The organism is Roseivirga sp. YIW32 (assembly GCF_057219245.1).
In genome coordinates this window covers 493234-509323 of the sequence record NZ_JBXVVG010000001.1, presented here as the reverse complement: position 1 = coordinate 509323, position 16090 = coordinate 493234, and the positions used below count along the sequence as shown (strand labels likewise).

Annotated in this window: 16 protein-coding genes and 1 tRNA gene; 9 read left to right on the top strand and 8 right to left on the bottom strand. The window is 44.8% G+C overall.

The window, feature by feature from the left end:
* Positions 1 to 2: 2 nt before the first annotated feature.
* Positions 3 to 1868: a T9SS type A sorting domain-containing protein gene (locus AC2D6U_RS02585; protein ID WP_484719375.1), complete on the top strand. Its 1866-nt coding sequence runs from the start codon at positions 3 to 5 to the stop codon at positions 1866 to 1868.
* Between the two features lies 1 nt (position 1869).
* Positions 1870 to 2169 carry a rhodanese-like domain-containing protein gene (locus tag AC2D6U_RS02580; RefSeq protein ID WP_484719374.1) on the top strand — a complete coding sequence of 100 codons (300 nt, stop codon included), beginning with the start codon at positions 1870 to 1872 and terminating at the stop codon, positions 2167 to 2169.
* On the opposite strand, the gene AC2D6U_RS02575 is transcribed toward AC2D6U_RS02580, so the two are convergent.
* Positions 2157 to 2786, bottom strand: coding sequence for an HAD family hydrolase (locus AC2D6U_RS02575; RefSeq protein ID WP_484719373.1), 630 nt, complete (start codon positions 2784 to 2786; stop codon positions 2157 to 2159). The two genes, AC2D6U_RS02580 and AC2D6U_RS02575, sit on opposite strands and share 13 nt — an antisense overlap.
* A 270-nt stretch (positions 2787 to 3056) precedes the next feature.
* Here AC2D6U_RS02575 and AC2D6U_RS02570 point away from each other — a divergent pair.
* Positions 3057 to 3130 (top strand) — tRNA-Ile (locus tag AC2D6U_RS02570).
* A gap of 37 nt (positions 3131 to 3167) precedes the next feature.
* Positions 3168 to 3350: a hypothetical protein gene (locus tag AC2D6U_RS02565; RefSeq protein ID WP_484719372.1), complete on the top strand. Its 183-nt coding sequence runs from the start codon at positions 3168 to 3170 to the stop codon at positions 3348 to 3350.
* On the opposite strand, the gene AC2D6U_RS02560 is transcribed toward AC2D6U_RS02565, so the two are convergent.
* The 4 genes from AC2D6U_RS02560 to AC2D6U_RS02545 all read right to left on the bottom strand — a co-directional run bounded on the left by AC2D6U_RS02560 (position 3351) and on the right by AC2D6U_RS02545 (position 7621).
* Positions 3351 to 4247 (bottom strand): 3-hydroxyacyl-CoA dehydrogenase NAD-binding domain-containing protein, encoded by an 897-nt coding sequence (locus AC2D6U_RS02560; protein WP_484719371.1) that lies wholly within the window; start codon positions 4245 to 4247, stop codon positions 3351 to 3353.
* 192 nt (positions 4248 to 4439) lie between these two features.
* A complete protein-coding gene (locus AC2D6U_RS02555; protein WP_484719370.1) occupies positions 4440 to 5492 on the bottom strand; it encodes a phosphotransferase family protein in 1053 nt (350 codons plus the stop codon).
* A gap of 85 nt (positions 5493 to 5577) precedes the next feature.
* Positions 5578 to 6777 (bottom strand): acyl-CoA dehydrogenase family protein, encoded by a 1200-nt coding sequence (locus AC2D6U_RS02550; protein WP_484719369.1) that lies wholly within the window; start codon positions 6775 to 6777, stop codon positions 5578 to 5580.
* Positions 6778 to 6853: 76 nt separating this feature from the next.
* Positions 6854 to 7621 (bottom strand): glucose 1-dehydrogenase, encoded by a 768-nt coding sequence (locus AC2D6U_RS02545; protein WP_484719368.1) that lies wholly within the window; start codon positions 7619 to 7621, stop codon positions 6854 to 6856.
* Positions 7622 to 7811: 190 nt separating this feature from the next.
* Between AC2D6U_RS02545 and AC2D6U_RS02540 the strand changes: the two genes are divergently transcribed.
* From AC2D6U_RS02540 to AC2D6U_RS02530, 3 genes are read left to right on the top strand one after another with little or no spacing between them, the layout of a single operon-like run.
* A complete protein-coding gene (locus AC2D6U_RS02540) occupies positions 7812 to 8789 on the top strand; it encodes a zinc-dependent alcohol dehydrogenase family protein (RefSeq protein ID WP_484719367.1) in 978 nt (325 codons plus the stop codon).
* A complete protein-coding gene (locus AC2D6U_RS02535) occupies positions 8786 to 9712 on the top strand; it encodes an alpha/beta fold hydrolase (protein ID WP_484719366.1) in 927 nt (308 codons plus the stop codon). Before AC2D6U_RS02540 ends, AC2D6U_RS02535 begins: the two co-directional genes overlap by 4 nt.
* Positions 9713 to 9728: 16 nt before the next feature.
* Positions 9729 to 10928, top strand: coding sequence for a serine hydrolase domain-containing protein (locus AC2D6U_RS02530; RefSeq protein ID WP_484719365.1), 1200 nt, complete (start codon positions 9729 to 9731; stop codon positions 10926 to 10928).
* A 73-nt stretch (positions 10929 to 11001) separates the two neighbouring features.
* Here AC2D6U_RS02530 and AC2D6U_RS02525 read toward each other — a convergent pair whose 3' ends face one another.
* Both AC2D6U_RS02525 and AC2D6U_RS02520 read right to left on the bottom strand, forming a co-directional pair.
* On the bottom strand, positions 11002 to 11268 hold the full coding sequence (locus AC2D6U_RS02525; RefSeq protein ID WP_484719364.1) for a TIGR03643 family protein: 267 nt from the start codon (positions 11266 to 11268) through the stop codon (positions 11002 to 11004).
* A gap of 92 nt (positions 11269 to 11360) precedes the next feature.
* Complete coding sequence (locus AC2D6U_RS02520; RefSeq protein WP_484719363.1) at positions 11361 to 12767, bottom strand: MBL fold metallo-hydrolase; 1407 nt, start codon at positions 12765 to 12767, stop codon at positions 11361 to 11363.
* A 115-nt stretch (positions 12768 to 12882) separates the two neighbouring features.
* On the opposite strand from AC2D6U_RS02520, the gene AC2D6U_RS02515 reads away from it, so the two are divergent.
* Complete coding sequence (locus tag AC2D6U_RS02515; protein WP_484719362.1) at positions 12883 to 13995, top strand: FG-GAP repeat domain-containing protein; 1113 nt, start codon at positions 12883 to 12885, stop codon at positions 13993 to 13995.
* Positions 13996 to 13999: 4 nt separating this feature from the next.
* Here AC2D6U_RS02515 and AC2D6U_RS02510 read toward each other — a convergent pair whose 3' ends face one another.
* Entirely contained in the window at positions 14000 to 14755 is a 756-nt protein-coding gene (locus AC2D6U_RS02510) for a hypothetical protein (RefSeq protein ID WP_484719361.1), read from the bottom strand.
* Positions 14756 to 14951: 196 nt separating this feature from the next.
* On the opposite strand from AC2D6U_RS02510, the gene AC2D6U_RS02505 reads away from it, so the two are divergent.
* On the top strand, positions 14952 to 16085 hold the full coding sequence (locus AC2D6U_RS02505) for a lycopene cyclase family protein (protein ID WP_484719360.1): 1134 nt from the start codon (positions 14952 to 14954) through the stop codon (positions 16083 to 16085).
* Positions 16086 to 16090: the final 5 nt, after the last annotated feature.

Here is a 16090-nt window from a genome sequence, read left to right as displayed (position 1 = left end):
GTTTGCGTCTCTTTTTTACCATATTATGCCTAAGCCTTTTACACGTTACGCAGGCACAACTCATTGAAGTACCCCTCACGTACAAGAATACCCAGTCAGAGACCAAATCAAAAAGCTTCGTTTCGGAGAGCACTCAGAGTGTACAACCCTTGCCGTTTTGGGATGACTTTTCTACTGCTGGACTTTGGCCGGACCCTGAAAAATGGGTGAACTCCGATAATGTGAGGATCAGCAATTCTAGCGGAATCAATCCACCCACACTCAATGTGGCCGTCTTTGATGGTGTTGATGCATTTGGAAACCCGTATAACGCGACATCTTTGATCAATGGAAAAACAGATAGCTTGACCTCTAGCTTCATCGACCTCTCACAACTCGGCCCCGAACAGGCAGACTCTGTTTACTTAAGTTTTTTCTGGCAGGTGAACGGTCGTGGTGAATTGCCGGAGCTTTCCGATTCGTTGGTTTTAGAAGCCAAGGGACCGAACGGCACTTGGCAACGGCTTTGGTCATTAAAAGGAGGTTTTGACAAAGAAAGTGAAGAGTTTCGGCAGGAATTGATCAAGATCGATCAAGACTTATGGCATAGTGAGTTTCAGTTTCGTTTTCAGGCATATAGCAACTTAACCGGACCTTTTGACACCTGGTTGATCGATTACATCTTTTTGAACAAGAGCAGATCGACATTGGACATTGCCTACTTAGACAGAGCCCTGACGAGAAGGCCCTCCTTTTTGACAGCACCGTATGCGGCCATGCCAACAGAACAATTCTTCTCCAATGCGTCTACCTATGTGGTAGAAACTAACGCCGAATTCTATAACCTCAACTCAATATTCCAGCCCATACAGTACTCCACCGTTGTCACAGACCTTGTTTCTGGAAATACAATACAAACCTTGAACGATGAAGTGTTGGCCAACCCACTGCCTGGAGCTTTTGAGCGCAGAACATTTGATTCCCCCGGGCTAAACCCTGCCCTTCTCAACCCGAATGCTGACTCTCTACTATTGGAAACAAGCTATTACATCAACTCAGGAGATACCTATTTTATCGAATCGATAAGTTCATCCAACGATACAATCTTCGCCTTCAATGTCGACTACCGAGTGAACGATACCGTGAAAATGGTAACCGTCCTGAACGATTATTTGGCTTATGACGATGGAGAACCGGACTTTGCCGCGGGTATTAATCAACGAGGTGGTCAATTGGCCTATCGTTTTTACGCAGAAGAAAGGGCCTTGCTTACACACGTGGACATCAACTTTCCCTTGGCCCAGCAAGTTGGACAACCCATCGAATTGTTTGTTCGCAGGGAATTGGACAATGATCCGGAATCTGTTTTGTATCAAAACTCCTACAGCGTTTTACGGGCTGAAAGCCTTGGGGACTTAAGAGCTTATGCTCTAGACAGCCCTATTTACGTGCAAGACACCTTTTTCATCGGCTTTGGGCAAGCAACCAATGAGTTTTTGGCAGTAGGGCTCGATAAAAACAATGATTCTGGAAGTGAAATGTTCTACAATGTGTCTGGTCGATGGCAAGCAAATGAATTCGTTGAGGGTAGTTTTCTCATGCGACCTCGTTTTGATAAGGCGGTGGCCGCGAATTTCCCGGGTCAATCGGGAGACGCCGCACCTGACGTGAATATCTTTCCAAACCCAAGTACAGGCCGCTTTTACATTGCCGGTGAAGCAAGCGATATTCAGGTATTCGACAATTATGGGAACCAGCAAAACTTCATTTTAGATACACGACAACGAGGAGTTTGGGTAGACCTTTCCAGAAACAAAAAAGGCATATATTTGCTCAAATTTTTTATTGATGGCAAGCCCGTTGCTAGGCGGGTAATTTTATCAGACTAGTATGAAAGAAATAACTGCTGCAGCCCTCTTGAGTAGAAAGAACAAAGGAGATCAATTCCTATTCATTGATGTGCGCGAAGTATGGGAATTTGAGGAAGAATCGATAGCAGATCAGTGTTGTCCTCTTGGAGAGTTACCTCAGTTCCTTGATAAGCTAAATGCCTACAAGAACCAAGAGATCATTTTGCACTGTAATTCGGGAGACCGGTCTAAAAAAGCGCAGAAATACCTAACCCAACAGGGGTTCAAGAAGGTTTACAGCTTGACAGGAGGTATTGAAGCCTTTCGTCAGCTCGTTTGAAACAGCCTCATCCAATCCCTTGGATTCTCGTTGAGAAAGGTTTGGATGCCCAGTGCTTCAGCCGCCAAGGTGTTTTTGGCTTTATCGTCAATGAACAAGCACTCATGCGCAGATAACTGGTGATCATTGAGAATCAACTGCCAAGCCCCTGCGTTCGGTTTGCGCTCCCCAATTTCCTGAGAAAAATAGACCTGCTTAAAAAATGAACGTGCTGGTCTACCCTCCGACATGTATTCAAACACACGATCGAACAGCCTTACGTGAATGTCGTTGGTGTTGCTCATCACATAAAGGTCATACTGCTTAGCCAGCTTTTCTAGCATGTCAATTTTGTCCTTGTCAATCTTGCCAAGCATGGCATTCCAGGCTGCATCAATTCGCTCATCAGGGCCTGTAAATTCAAAAGCTTCGCGTATGTTGGCACGAAAAGTTGGGTCGTCAATTTCGCCGATTTCGTAGGCCTTGAAAAACTCTTGTTGTGAAAAAGCCTGAATTTCCTCTTCACTTTTGTTGAACAACTCTGCAAAAGCTCGCGTTGTCGCTCCTTCGTCCAAATCAATGATCACACCACCGAGGTCAAAAATGATGTGTTTAATTTTAGCTAAGTCGGCCTGCATTTGCTTTGTTTAATTTGGCGCAAATATGTAACATTGCACTCCAATTTTCAAAGGTCTCCTAAGAACTTTGGATAGGGCCTACAACACACCCTCAATAAGCAAGCTTATTTACGGTCGGCAGGCTCAGTTGGTTAGCGTATCTGATCCCGATTTATCGGGAAAAGTCCATGGCCTTGACGTGCAAGCAGTCAAGTTGATGCACGAAGCGTCAGTATTTGAGCCAAAAGAATAATATTGTCGAAATTTGCAAACGACGTTAAATAAAATGCAGGGCCTATAACTCAGTTGGTTAGAGTATCTGACTCATAATCAGAAAGTCCCTGGTTCGAGCCCAGGTGGGCCCACAAGTAGCACAATCGCATGGTTGTGCTATTTTTGTTTATGATCAAGATAGAAACTCAACATAAAGACCTGCTGCTCGAAGCATTGGAAGAATTGATGTACAAGATTTCACTGGAGTTGTCCTCACTCAAAGGAGAACCGATGGGAAAGCAACGAAAAGCGCTTACAGTCAAACAAGAAAAAATCGAAGAACTCCAGCACCAGATCTCTCAACAGAACTGATCAACCTTCAACAAATCCTTCTGCTTTGTACTTAGGGTTTGGGTATTGGTAGAACCCCTCTCCTGTCTTAACGCCCAATTTACCTTGGTCAATATAGCTCTTCAATAAAGCGGCAAAAGCCTGGCTCTTTTTATCAGATTGAGCACTGGTTATGTGCCAGGCCGTATCTAAGCCCACAGTATCCAAAACGCCAAAAGGACCCATTTCCATTTTAAAATTACCCATCCAGCTGCGATCAATGTCTTCAATGGACCCAATATCCAAGGTTTTGAGCGATCCGGCAGCACCGATTAAGGCCATCAGCATGTAATTGAAAATGTAACCAGGATTTTCCTTTTTGACGTACACAGGAGTCTGCCAAAGCACTTTACCTAATTCCATCAATACTGGTGGAATCCATTCTTCCGTTCCGGGGTGAGGCATTACGTCCACGACATTGGCATAAAAAACATCATGAAAATGAAAATTACAGAAACGTTCAGGTCTACCCGATGCATCGGCTAATTGTGAGCCCAATAAATAGGAAGTGTTGGAGGTAAAAAGGGTTTTCTCAGGACATAAGTCACCAAACTGAATCCATACTTTCCGTTTTAATTCCAGGTTTTCGGTCACTGATTCGTTAAGGAAATCCGCATCGTCTGCTGCTTCTTCTGCCGATGTGGTAAACGTCAACCGAGCTTTGGCTGCCTCCGCTTGTGCTTCGGTCAATTTTCCGGATTTGATCAGGTAATGAAGAATACCTTCTTGGGTTTTTATTGCCGAATCAAGCGCAGTATCCTTTATGTCGTAAATGGTGGTTTCAAATCCACTTATCGCTGATTGGAGTCCTACCCTTAGGCCTAAGGTTCCCGCTCCGAGAATGAGGACTTTGTTGATGTCTTGTAGTTGTAGTTTCATTTCTATTCCTTTTTTGTTTTCGTCATTCCGAACCTGTCTCCCGCCAGATCGACTTTTTTTCGGAATCTTTTCAATCAGATCCTGAAATCAATTCAGGATGAATTTCTAAGCATTTGTCTTCACTGCGAGGAACGAAGCAGATTATTAGATTGCTTCTTCTCCCTATTCGGGATCATCGCAATGACGTTCTTTTTATATTTTCCCTTTCTCCAACGCCATCACCGCATTGGCGCCGCAGGCTTGAACAGCATAAATCAGCTGAGCGAAGCGAGGATCTTGCGTTAATCCTTTTTTGTATCGTGCGTAGATCTGTTGAATGATCACACCAATTTTAAACGCACCAAAAACATAGTAAAACAACTGATCCGTTAAATCATAGCCCGTTTGTTCTGCATACCGCTCAACAAATTCCTTTCGAGTAAAATTACCTGGCAGCCAGGTCAAACTAAAGGGCTTGAGGACATCCGAATCTCCCGCCTCGGCCCAATAGGCCAAAGAAGTACCCATGTCCATTAAAGGGTTTCCAATGGTCGCCATTTCCCAATCCAACACCGCTTTGATGTCGCTAAGATCCGCTGGATTCAACACGAGGTTGTCGTATTTGTAGTCATTGTGAATCAGTGAAACTAAGGTCTGCTCTGGGAGGTGCTTTTGAAGCCAGTCTGCGGCCAGGTCCATGGATTCCACTTGATCGGTTTCGGCTTTGTAATAGCGCGCAACCCAACCCTCTACTTGACGCTGGGTGTAGCCTTCTGGTTTGCCAAAATCTTCAAGTCCTGCGGCCTTTAAATCAATTCGATGTAGGTCGGCCAAGTGATCAACACATGCCGTAGAGATGGCGCGCATGGTGTCGGAAGAGAGATCAAGCTCTTTTGGTGGCTTTCCGCGCAGGATCACGCCTGTTACGCGCTCCATCAGGTAAAAATCGCAGCCCAAGATGGTTTGATCATCACAGAAGACGACAGGATTCGGGGCTTTTGGATAGAAATTCTCCAGTGCTTTAAGCACTCGATATTCACGACTCATGTCATGCCCCCCTTTGATATTTGCACCAAAGGGCGGTCGCCTTAAAACGTATTCTTTCTCTCCTGACTTCAGTAGGTAAGTGAGATTGGAAAATCCTGATGGGAATTGACTGAGCTCCAGTTCACCTGAAAAACCCTTTAGATGCTCTGTCAAATAACCCGTTAACTTTTCGAGATTCAATTCCTCTCCCTGGCGTATGTCTTTTGGTTGGTCTATCATATCGCTGTCGTCATGGCGAGGAAGTGAAACGGGCGAAGCGATCTACTTAATCGCAAAAAGACTGCTTCGTGCCTCGCAGTGACGTTTATTTTAATCCGTATCCCTTGAGTATATGTTTGGCTAAACTCGACTTATGCACCTCATCCGGCCCGTCATAGATTCTGGCTCCTCGCTCATGCCGATACCAAAATGAAAGTAAGGTATCGTCAGTTATGCCCAATGCTCCGTGCACTTGTATCGCTCGATCCAGCACTTTCATCAGTACATTCGCTACATAAAACTTGATGGTAGATATTTCTAATCGAGCAGCCTTCGCTCCTTCTTCATCCATTTTTCTTGCTGTATTCAAAACGAGCAAGCGAGAAGCGTCGATCTCGGCTCGAGACTCTGCTATCCAATTTTGAATGGTCTGTTGATGACCAAGTTTTTTTCCATTGCCCAACTCACGTGAAGCGGCTCGTTGACACATCATATCAAAGGCACGTTCACAAACCCCTATCCAGCGCATGCAATGATGTATCCTACCCGGACCCAAGCGATATTGCGCCATCTTAAAGCCTTGTCCAACTTCACCGATCAGATGGTTCTTAGGAACGCGGACATCATGCAACCTAATTTCTGCATGACTGAAATAACCTCCCCCTGAATCTCCCATGATCGGAATATTCCTGACCAATTCGAATCCCGGAGCATCTGTTGGAACCAAAACCATGCTCGCTCTGGCATACGGATCTGCGGTTGCATCGGTCACCGCCATCACCACGCAAAAAGTTGCCCCATCGGCAGCTGTCGTGAACCACTTGTGCCCGTTCAAAACGATCTCATCTCCGACAAAAACAGCGGTCGTCGCCATGTTCACCGGGTTAGAGCCGGCAAATTCAGGTTCTGTCATGCCAAAGCAGGACCGAATCTCTCCATCCATGAGCGGTTTCAAGTAGCGCCCCTTCAAGTCTTCATTAGCAAATTGATGCAATAACTCCATGTTGCCTATGTCCGGAGCCTGACAATTCAGCACGTAATGCCCAATTACTGAGGTCCCCAAAAGTTCTGAAATTTGACCAAACTCCGTCATGCTCAGCCCTTGGCCTCCCTCTTCTTCAGATAGATGCGGTGCCCAGATTCCGAGACTCTTGGCCTTTTCGCGCTTAGAAGCTAAAGTAAGGGCTGTCTCGGACCAATCGTCTTGCAACAAATGCAACTCTGTGGGATACAGTTCCTCTTCCACAAATATCTTGATCTTCGGATAGAGCTCCTTGAGTTTATCGGTAGCAAATAGTTGGTTCATTTGGATATTGGTTTTCAGTATAATAGTCAATCAGAAATCAGCTCTAGTCTCAATACGCATGTCCCACCTCTAGGTTCTATATCGTAAAACCACCATCGGCGGTGATGACAGCACCTGAAATGAACTGAGAAGCATCGGAAGACAAGTAGAGTGCAAGGGTCGCTAAGTGCTGGGGTTCAGCCAACATGGGCAAGGCTTGTTTCTTCATGACCATCTTGAGAATTTGATCGTTCGATGTTAAGGCCTCGCTAAATTTTGTTTTGATAAGACCAGGGCAGATCGCATTGACCCGAATGCTATGGGGTCCCCATTCTTTCGCCATGACCTTCGTCAGTTGAATTAATGCCGATTTACTCACAGAATAAAGCCCCAAGCCGTGTCCAGGTGTGATGCCTTCGATGCTGCTGATGTTTACCACTGCTCCTCCGCCCCTTTCTTTCATGCTTTCTAAGCAGTACTTGGCGAGGTTAAGAGGCCCTTTTACATTTACCTGCATGATCTTATCAAAAGCCTCATCTCCCGCTTCTTCTATTGGACCAAATACTGGGTTTGCGGCCGCATTATTGATCACAATATCTACTCCGCCCAAGGCTTTAATCGTATGCTCTGCTAAGCGCCGAATGTCGTCGTCATCGCCCATATGGCAAGCAGAGGCAGAGGCCTGCCAACCTTGGGAAAGGATCTCCTGAGCAACGACATCTACGGCTTCTTGTTTTCGACTGCTCACCACCACATGAGCTCCTTGTTGGGCCAAGGCAACGGCCATTTCTTTTCCTATGCCTTTACTGGCGCCAGTGACAATTGCCACTTTACCAGTCAAATCAAATTGATTGATGTATTTCATATAAGTGAGTTCCTTGAAGGGTATCTAAGATAAATGATTTAATTTAGTATGCATGACGAGTAATTGGTTAAATTCCTTTTCATGCTCATCGAACAGCTAAAGCATTGGACACATTTTATCGCTCCAGGATAAGAACTGATCGAACACCTAAAGGAAAAACCAACGAGAAGAACGATTAAAAAATCAACCTATGAAAGCACTCCTATTTGAAAACATCGGTTTACCGCAAGAAGTACTCCAACTGAAAGACATTGATAAACCCAAGCCCGGGCCGGGTGAAATCTGTGTAAAAGTTTCCAAGGCCAATATTGTACCGGCTGACATCATGTTCATTCGAGGCATGTATGGTTTAAGGCCGCATGTGCCCCAAATAGGGGGCTTTGAGGCCTGTGGAGTAGTCGATTCTTGTGGCGATGGTGTCGAGATGCCGGTTGGTTCTCAAGTCATTTTTACGCAGCAAGGTGTCTGGGCTGAATACGTTTGTGTCGCCGCCAATACGGTTATACCACAACCCCCAGGCTTGCCTGATGATGTAGCTGCACAAGCCTTCATCAACCCGCTAACGGCTTATGGCATGTTGATCAAGGCGGATTTGGAAGAAGGTGACTTTTTACTCATTACTGCCGCTGCCTCGGCTTTCAGCAAGTTTGTGATTCAATTCGCATCGACAAGAGGTATCAACGTCATAGGAACCGTCAGAAGAGATGAGCAAAAAGAAGAATTGCTTGCCTTAGGCGCCCATACCATTATCAATGAGAAAACAGAAAACCTCTTTAAAGCAGTTAAAACAGCGACCGATGGCGCAATGGCAAAATCAGCCTTCGATGCTGTTGGCGGTGAACTGGGTGATAAGGTGCTGAATTGCCTTCAAAGTGGCGGCTTATTACAGGTCTATGGACTCTTGAGTCTACAACCCATTCCTTTGAACAGTGGCCTTTTGATCTTCAAAGATCTGCATGTTCAAGGTTTTTGGCTGACCACCTGGTTCATGAATTTATCTGGAGACGAACGTCGAAGTATCGTACCGAAGATCCTCGGAATGCTCACCAAGAACGAACTAAAAACAGCGGTTGAGGCAGAATACAGCCTCGATGAGTGGCAAAAAGCCATTGCCCATATGGAAGGAGAAGGACGAAAAGGCAAAATTCTATTCGACCTGTCCAAATGAAAAAGACCTTCAGCTATATTGGCTTAGGCCTGCTGGCTGTCGCAATCTTTCTACTGGTTACTTCATTCTACTCCGATCTATCGGTAGAAGAATTAAAGAGAACGTATGCCAATTCCTATTCGGAATTTATCGAGATCGAAGGCACCAAGGTCCACTATCGAATAGAAGGAGAAGGACCTCCTTTGCTCTTGCTTCATGGGACAGCCTCATCCCTACACACTTGGGATGGATGGACATCGCAGCTCAAAGACCGGTTCCGCATCATTCGCCTTGACTTGCCCGCTTTCGGTCTAACAGGACCTTCTACAACTCGTGATTACAGCATAGAAGCTTACACTGCATTCTTGAATGCGTTCGTAGAGAAGATCGGATTGGAGCGTTTTTCACTGGCAGGCAATTCATTAGGCGGAGGCATTGCCTGGTCTTTTGCTGCAGAGTTCCCCAATAAAGTGGAGAAGTTGATCTTGTTGGATGCCTCTGGGATTCCAGATGACCGCGAGGACCCTGCCGTATTTAAACTGGCCAGAAATCCTGTTTTAGGAAAACTCCTTGAGTTCATCACTCCTAAGTCATTCATCAAAAAGAACATGAAAGAGGTCTATTTCGATGATGGAAAGGTCACTAATGAATTGGTCACTCGCTACCACGACATGGCACTTAGAGCCGGTAATCGCGTTGCTTTTCGTGACAGAGCCCGTGTAGTCAATCCAGATATTACCGATAAACTACCTTCAATTTTGGCCCCCACATTGATCATTTGGGGTGCGGACGATCAGTGGATCCCCGTAAGTAACGCCACAACATTTGCAGAACGCATTCCTAATGCAAAAGTCGCAATAATCGAAAATGCAGGACATGTCCCTATGGAAGAGACCCCGGTAACAAGTGCAAATATTGCCCTGAAATTCCTATTGAATCCTTAACTTCAAAAAAAGCCTAATGAAAAAGTTCGCTTCACTCGTACTAATCTTTATTTCGTTTGCCTCCTGCCAGCAGCAATCGTCATGGTTGACACCCGCCACACCTGAAGAAGTTGGTTTTTCTTCTGAAATACTGGGAGAAATTGACGACTACATTAGGTCAGCTGTCAATGAGGGAATCATTCCGGGCGGTACTTTTGTCATCGCAAAAGAGGGCAAAACAGTGCTCAATAAGAGTTTTGGAGCCATAAATGAAACAACGCCTTATCAGAACGATGATATCTATCGTTTAGCCTCCATGACAAAGGCCATTACCAGCGTATCCATCATGCAGCTGGTCGATGAGGGGCTGATCGAATTAGATGCACCTGTTTATCAGTACATCCCAAGTTTTTCAGACATGGTGGTCCTAGACGAATTTGATCCTTCTGACTCGAGCTTTACCACCGTACCGGTGCAAAAAGCAGTGACCATCCGCAATTTGCTGACGCATACCTCGGGTATTGTTTACGGCAGTTTCAACCCCGGTAAACTCATGGCGGTCTATGAACAGTTTGATATGAACGTCGGCTTTTCGCATCCCGAATGGACTACAGAAGAATGGATAGATCGACTGGCAGAAGTGCCCTTAGCCCATCAACCGGGTGAACGATTTTCCTATGGATTGAACATGGACGTGTTGGGAAGGGTGATTGAAGTGGTCTCAGGCCAACCCTTGGATGAGTATTTCGCCGAACATGTTTTTGAACCAGCGGGTATGATGGACACCCATTTCTATTTGCCGGAGGATAAATTCTCACGATTGACTCCTGTGATGTTTAAAGTAAATGGGCAATGGATGACTGCCGAGAAGATAGGACAAGGAGCGCTTGCTGCCTACCCAACTGAAGGACCTCGGAACTTTTTTGCTGGTGGAGCCGGCTTATCGGGTACAGCAATGGACTACACAAAATTCATTCAAACCCTTGTTGAAGGCGGTGGGGACATCTTGTCTGAAAAAGCATTGGCTATGATGACAACAGATCAAATGCCACTAGTGCTCAACGATTATGAGAATGCTCGGCTAAGCCCTGATGGTTCCTTCTGTTTAGGTTTCACCTTGTATCAAGACAAACCAAGCAACCGCTCCCCCAAGAGTCCTGGGACCTATGAATGGAGTGGCTATTTCAAACAAAATTCTTCATCGATCCAGCAGAGCAGCTGGTTTTCACGGGCATGACCCAAATCGCTGGTTTTAGCAACAATCAATTCTGGGAGGAGTTGTATGCACTCATCTATGAGGGCATCGTAGATTAACGCTTGCTGATCTTATTCAAGCTGATCTGCTTTTGCTGAGAACACTTGAAGCGATCGCTGGATTGCTTTGCTTTATGCTTGGTGCTTCTGCCCTGTACTCTTTCACGCCACATTCGAAATGAGCTAGGTTTCATTTCCTTGCGCATCAGTTTAATGACTTCTTTTTCGGGTAGCCCAAATTGTGCTTCTATGGCATCAAAGGAAGTGCGATCTTCCCAAGCCATTTCAATGATACGATCAATCTCTCGAGCGGTTAATTGCATAATCACTAAATGGAGAATGATACGATTTGTTTAAAAAAAGAAAGCCCCGACGCGTATCGACAGGGCTTTCAACCATCAACTTAACCAGTTCACTAAAGCATAGTGACTTGCTCTTTAAATGACGTCAAAGGAATTTTAGTGGCTTGAATGGCTTCAAAGCCTCCTTTGATGTTTGTAATGTGTTTGAATCCGTTGGATACCAAGATGGACGATATGATCATTGATCGATAGCCACCTGCACAATGCACAAACCAATGGGTGTTTTTGTCTATCTTATCCAATTGGTCCCAGACAAAATCAAGCGGGTAATTTTCCGCTCCATCAACATGCTGTGACTCGAATTCACTTTGCTTTCTGGCATCCAAGATATTGATGCCCTCATTAAACCGTTGAGCTAAGGCTTCGGCTTCAATCTCTGCAATGGTAGAAACAGGATCTCCAGCTGCGCTCCAAGTTTCAATTCCTCCTTTGAGGAAACCCAAGGTATTGTCGTAGCCTACACGCGAAAGGCGAATAACAACCTCCTCTTCTTTTCCCTCCTCCGCAATAAAGACGATAGGTGTTTGCAAATCGTTGATCAATGCGCCTACCCAAGGAGCAAAATTATCGTCAATACCAATGAAAAGGCTATTTGGAATGTAACCTTTAGCAAAATCATCTTGGTGACGAGCATCAATGACGATGGCTTTGTTCTTTTCTATGGTTTGTTTGAACTCTTTCAGATCTAGCGGTAGCACTCCACGGTGCAGCACATTGTCGATACTATCGTAGCCCATTTTGTTCATGACCGCGTTCTTTGGAAAATACTGCGGTGGAGCCACGAGGTCGGCTGTTACTTCTTTGATAAATTCTTCCTTACCCATGTCAGGACGAAGGGCGTAATTGAATTTCTTCTGATTACCCAAAGTGTCCACCGTATCAGAACTCATGTTCTTTCCACAGGCAGAACCTTGGCCATGACCCGGATAAACGATGACATCGTCTGCTAAAGGCATGATCTTGAGACGAAGTGAATCATACAGATGTGCTGCCAAATCCTCTCGGGTTAAATCGGTTTTTACCGCAAGATCAGGTCGACCAACATCTCCTAAAAACAAGGTGTCTCCAGTAAAGATGGCATGATCCTTTCCTTCTTCGTCGATCAAAAGGAAAGTGGATGACTCCATGGTATGTCCAGGTGTGTGCAAGACCTTGACCTTGATTTTACCAATAGTAAATTCTTCATTGTCCTTTGCCACTACAGCATCAAACTGGGGCTGAGCCGTGGGCCCAAAAATGATTTTGGCACCTGTTTTTGCAGCCAAGTCAATGTGCCCGGAAACAAAATCTGCATGGAAATGCGTTTCGAAAACATATTTGATCTTTGCGCTATTCTCTGCAGCTAGGTCCAAATATGGTTGAACCTCACGTAATGGATCAATGATAGCAGCTTCTCCATCGGATTCAATATAGTAAGCGGCTTCTGCTAAACATTGAGTGTATAATTGTTCTACTTTCATAGTGATATATTTTTCCAAAGTGGTAGTCCAAAATTGGAAATCCCGAGGAAAGTTTTCTGTAACCTCTGTTACGCCCAAGTATGATTTAAATCATGGTTTTTAGCTACTTTAGGCTATGAAACAGCTCGTCCTCTGCCTAGTTATATGTATTCTTTCTGCACCAATCAGTCTATCACAGGAACGTTTCAGGACGAATGACCGGCTGATTTTTGGCTCAAAAGAGGAAAAAACAGCTTCTATAAGTTTAGGAGATATTGACAATGACGGCGACCTGGATATTGTCGCAGCCAATGGTCGTCACTGGCCTCAACAAAACCAAGTGTATTTCAACAATGGAAACGGCATCTTCACTGTAGCCATGCCGTTAGACCTCATCAAGGAAACATCCTATGCTACTGAACTGGCTGACCTCGACGGAGATGGCGACCTTGACATTGCTGTGGGTAATGACATGGCGCCCAATGCCATCTACCTCAATGACGGTCGAGGAAACTTTAGTCGCAACGGCACCTTTGGTGACGAGTATGCACCTACGCGCAACATCACTTTAGCCGATATGGATGAAGACGGCGATATCGATATCCTGATCACCAATAGAGGACGCGTCAACCAGATCTGTTTGAATAATGGAAATGCGTCCTTTGATGAAGTACTCAGTTTTGGCTCTGCTGATGATTCTACTATAGATGTCGCCATAGCAGACATGAATAAAGATGGCCACAACGACCTCATTTTAGCCAATAGAGATGGGCAACAAAACTACATTTACCTCAACAATGGCCGCCTAGATTTTCAAGAACGGATTCCTTTTGGTTCTGGAAAAGATGAAACCCGATCTGTGGCAATTGCGGACCTCGATAAGGATGGATACCTGGACATCATTACCGCAAACATTGGTGAAGCCAATGCCATTTATTTTGGAGATGCACAAAATAGCTATGCACGAGCAGTCATCATTGATGCCTCCTCCGACCGATCCTATGCCGTTGAACTTGCTGACCTAGATGCCGATGGTAAACTGGACGTTGTCTTCGCAAATGGACGACAGCCCAATACCCTTTTCCTGAATAAAGGGAAAGGACTGGAATGGCAGAAGGTCAGCTTGGGGGAAATGAATTTTGCAACTTATGACATCATTGCAGGAGATCTCAATCAAGATGGATTAATCGATCTGATTGAGGCAAATTCCGACGAGTTAAACCATTTCTACTTCAATAGAGAAAACTGATCGGTTATTCTTCGTCCTCTTTTCTGACGGCATCTTCATTCGAACCTGTATCCTTATTCGGGTCTTCCTGCTCTTCTTTCTCTTTCTTTTTGAATAGACCGAATATCCCTTTTTTCCTTTTGGTCGTATCGGCAGCGGTAGAATCTACCAATTGTCCCTGATCAGTAGCTGAAGGTTTTGGTTGAGGCTTCACTCGTAAAAAGTACCCGCCAAATTTACGGTTATACTCTTCCTGCTCTACATTAAAACCACCGCGTAATAAGGGGGCATGCTGCACCTGAATTGGTGGGGGCATGGAATCGTATTCGGCCATAAGCTGTCGGTAACGTGCCGTGTCAATAACCTCCGCCACAAGACGGTCATATCTTGTCCTGTTGAAGTGAACCAAGTCCATTTCTTGTCCATCCAATTGGTAAAATGGTTTCTTTTTGAAGAGTCGATCGAACAGATAAGGATTTTCCAGTACAGGTTTTTCTCTGCCTTTGAAGATCTTGGCAACTAGATTTTCCTTTTTCCAACCCTCATAGGTAAAGCCATACTTTTTATAGGGATGTACTCGGCCTCTCTGTACCCTAAATCCTTTTCCAGACGTGCCAGAAATAAACTTTTCCATGAGGGTGTCGCCTCGAGCAGCATCAAATCTGTAACCATAGGGCCGTTTTGACACCACTGTCCCATCGACTTCGGTAAAAAGGGAATAGGCCTCCCTCTGCTCATATTCATCCAGAATAAAAGCACTTTGATATGCAGGACATATCATTTGCAAAGCGCACGACGAGAACAGGCACGCTAAAAGCAGGCTAATGACGGTTGTTTTGTTAATTTTCACCCAAAAGGGACGTAAATTTAACATTTTTAGTCTCTCAAACTAGAAAAGACAAAAAGCAACACATGAACGGTAAAGTTCAGCCTTCACATCATTCCTTTTGGCTTTTTGTGGTAAGTTTAAGCGAACTATGCGATCATTCGATTACATCATTGCCGGTGCAGGCGCTTCGGGTTTGACCTTAACTTCCCTTCTCTTAGATCTTAAGGACGGCAACAAATCAATTCTTGTGATCGACAAGGACAAAAAAGTTCGTAATGATAGAACCTGGTGCTTTTGGGAAAAGGAGGAAAACCTTTTCGAAGACCTCGTTCATAAACGCTGGTCAAAGGCATTGGTCAAAGGAAGCCACTTCGAACAAACCTATACGCTGGCCCCTTATGCCTACAAAATGATCCGTGGAATAGACTTCTACGATCACCTCATTCCTAAGATAAAGGCTACACCTAATGTCGAATGGATACAGGATGAAGTAATCTCCATTGCCCCTGATGGCGAAATAAGAACTGAAAAAGAGGTGTTTAAAGGAGAGCTGGTCTTCAATAGTACCATCAATTACGGGCAGCTGAATTTTAACAATGCCAATAATGTGCTTCAACACTTTAAAGGCTGGTTCATTGAAACCAAAGAACCGCAATTCGATCCGGATAGAGTGACCTACATGGACTTTTCTGTAGATCAAGAGGGAGACTGTCGATTTGGTTATGTGCTGCCCCTTTCCGCACAGCAGGCCTTGGTTGAATATACTGTTTTTAACAAAACCCTTTTATCGGAGGAGGCCTATACGCAAAGACTTGAAAACTACATTACGAGCTTGGGCATAAAGCAGTACAAACTAATGGAAGAAGAAGCAGGGGTCATCCCGATGACGGATTATCCATTCAATATCCGGGTGAGTGATCATGTCTTCAACATCGGCATTCTAGGAGGTTTCGCTAAAGCAAGCACAGGTTACTCTTTCCTGCGGGCACAACACATCCTTAAAAAAATGACAGCCAACGTGGCCCTTGGTCTTGCCCCTGATCATGAGCTTCCCCATCAGAAAAAACGATTCAAAGCCTATGACGCCACCTTATTGGATGTACTGACGAAAGGAAAATTCACCGGTGAGGATATCTTCACCAATCTTTTTGAGAAAAATGGCGCCCAAGCGGTATTCAAGTTTCTGGATGAAGAGACCAGCCTAAAAGAAGAAATCAAGATAATGTCCTCCACTCCTATTTTAGACTTTGGTTTTTCTTTTGTGAAGCAACTCTTCAAATAGCTATA

Coding starts and splice junctions, on each gene's coding strand:
- AC2D6U_RS02545 (WP_484719368.1), bottom strand. CDS start 7,621: ATGAAATACATCAATCAATTTGATTTGACTGGTAAAGTGGCAATTGTC.
- AC2D6U_RS02540 (WP_484719367.1), top strand. CDS start 7,812: ATGAAAGCACTCCTATTTGAAAACATCGGTTTACCGCAAGAAGTACTC.
- AC2D6U_RS02580 (WP_484719374.1), top strand. CDS start 1,870: ATGAAAGAAATAACTGCTGCAGCCCTCTTGAGTAGAAAGAACAAAGGA.
- AC2D6U_RS02530 (WP_484719365.1), top strand. CDS start 9,729: ATGAAAAAGTTCGCTTCACTCGTACTAATCTTTATTTCGTTTGCCTCC.
- AC2D6U_RS02550 (WP_484719369.1), bottom strand. CDS start 6,777: ATGAACCAACTATTTGCTACCGATAAACTCAAGGAGCTCTATCCGAAG.
- AC2D6U_RS02555 (WP_484719370.1), bottom strand. CDS start 5,492: ATGATAGACCAACCAAAAGACATACGCCAGGGAGAGGAATTGAATCTC.
- AC2D6U_RS02535 (WP_484719366.1), top strand. CDS start 8,786: ATGAAAAAGACCTTCAGCTATATTGGCTTAGGCCTGCTGGCTGTCGCA.
- AC2D6U_RS02510 (WP_484719361.1), bottom strand. CDS start 14,755: ATGATATGTCCTGCATATCAAAGTGCTTTTATTCTGGATGAATATGAG.
- AC2D6U_RS02525 (WP_484719364.1), bottom strand. CDS start 11,268: ATGCAATTAACCGCTCGAGAGATTGATCGTATCATTGAAATGGCTTGG.
- AC2D6U_RS02560 (WP_484719371.1), bottom strand. CDS start 4,247: ATGAAACTACAACTACAAGACATCAACAAAGTCCTCATTCTCGGAGCG.
- AC2D6U_RS02520 (WP_484719363.1), bottom strand. CDS start 12,767: ATGAAAGTAGAACAATTATACACTCAATGTTTAGCAGAAGCCGCTTAC.
- AC2D6U_RS02575 (WP_484719373.1), bottom strand. CDS start 2,786: ATGCAGGCCGACTTAGCTAAAATTAAACACATCATTTTTGACCTCGGT.
- AC2D6U_RS02505 (WP_484719360.1), top strand. CDS start 14,952: ATGCGATCATTCGATTACATCATTGCCGGTGCAGGCGCTTCGGGTTTG.
- AC2D6U_RS02565 (WP_484719372.1), top strand. CDS start 3,168: ATGATCAAGATAGAAACTCAACATAAAGACCTGCTGCTCGAAGCATTG.
- AC2D6U_RS02515 (WP_484719362.1), top strand. CDS start 12,883: ATGAAACAGCTCGTCCTCTGCCTAGTTATATGTATTCTTTCTGCACCA.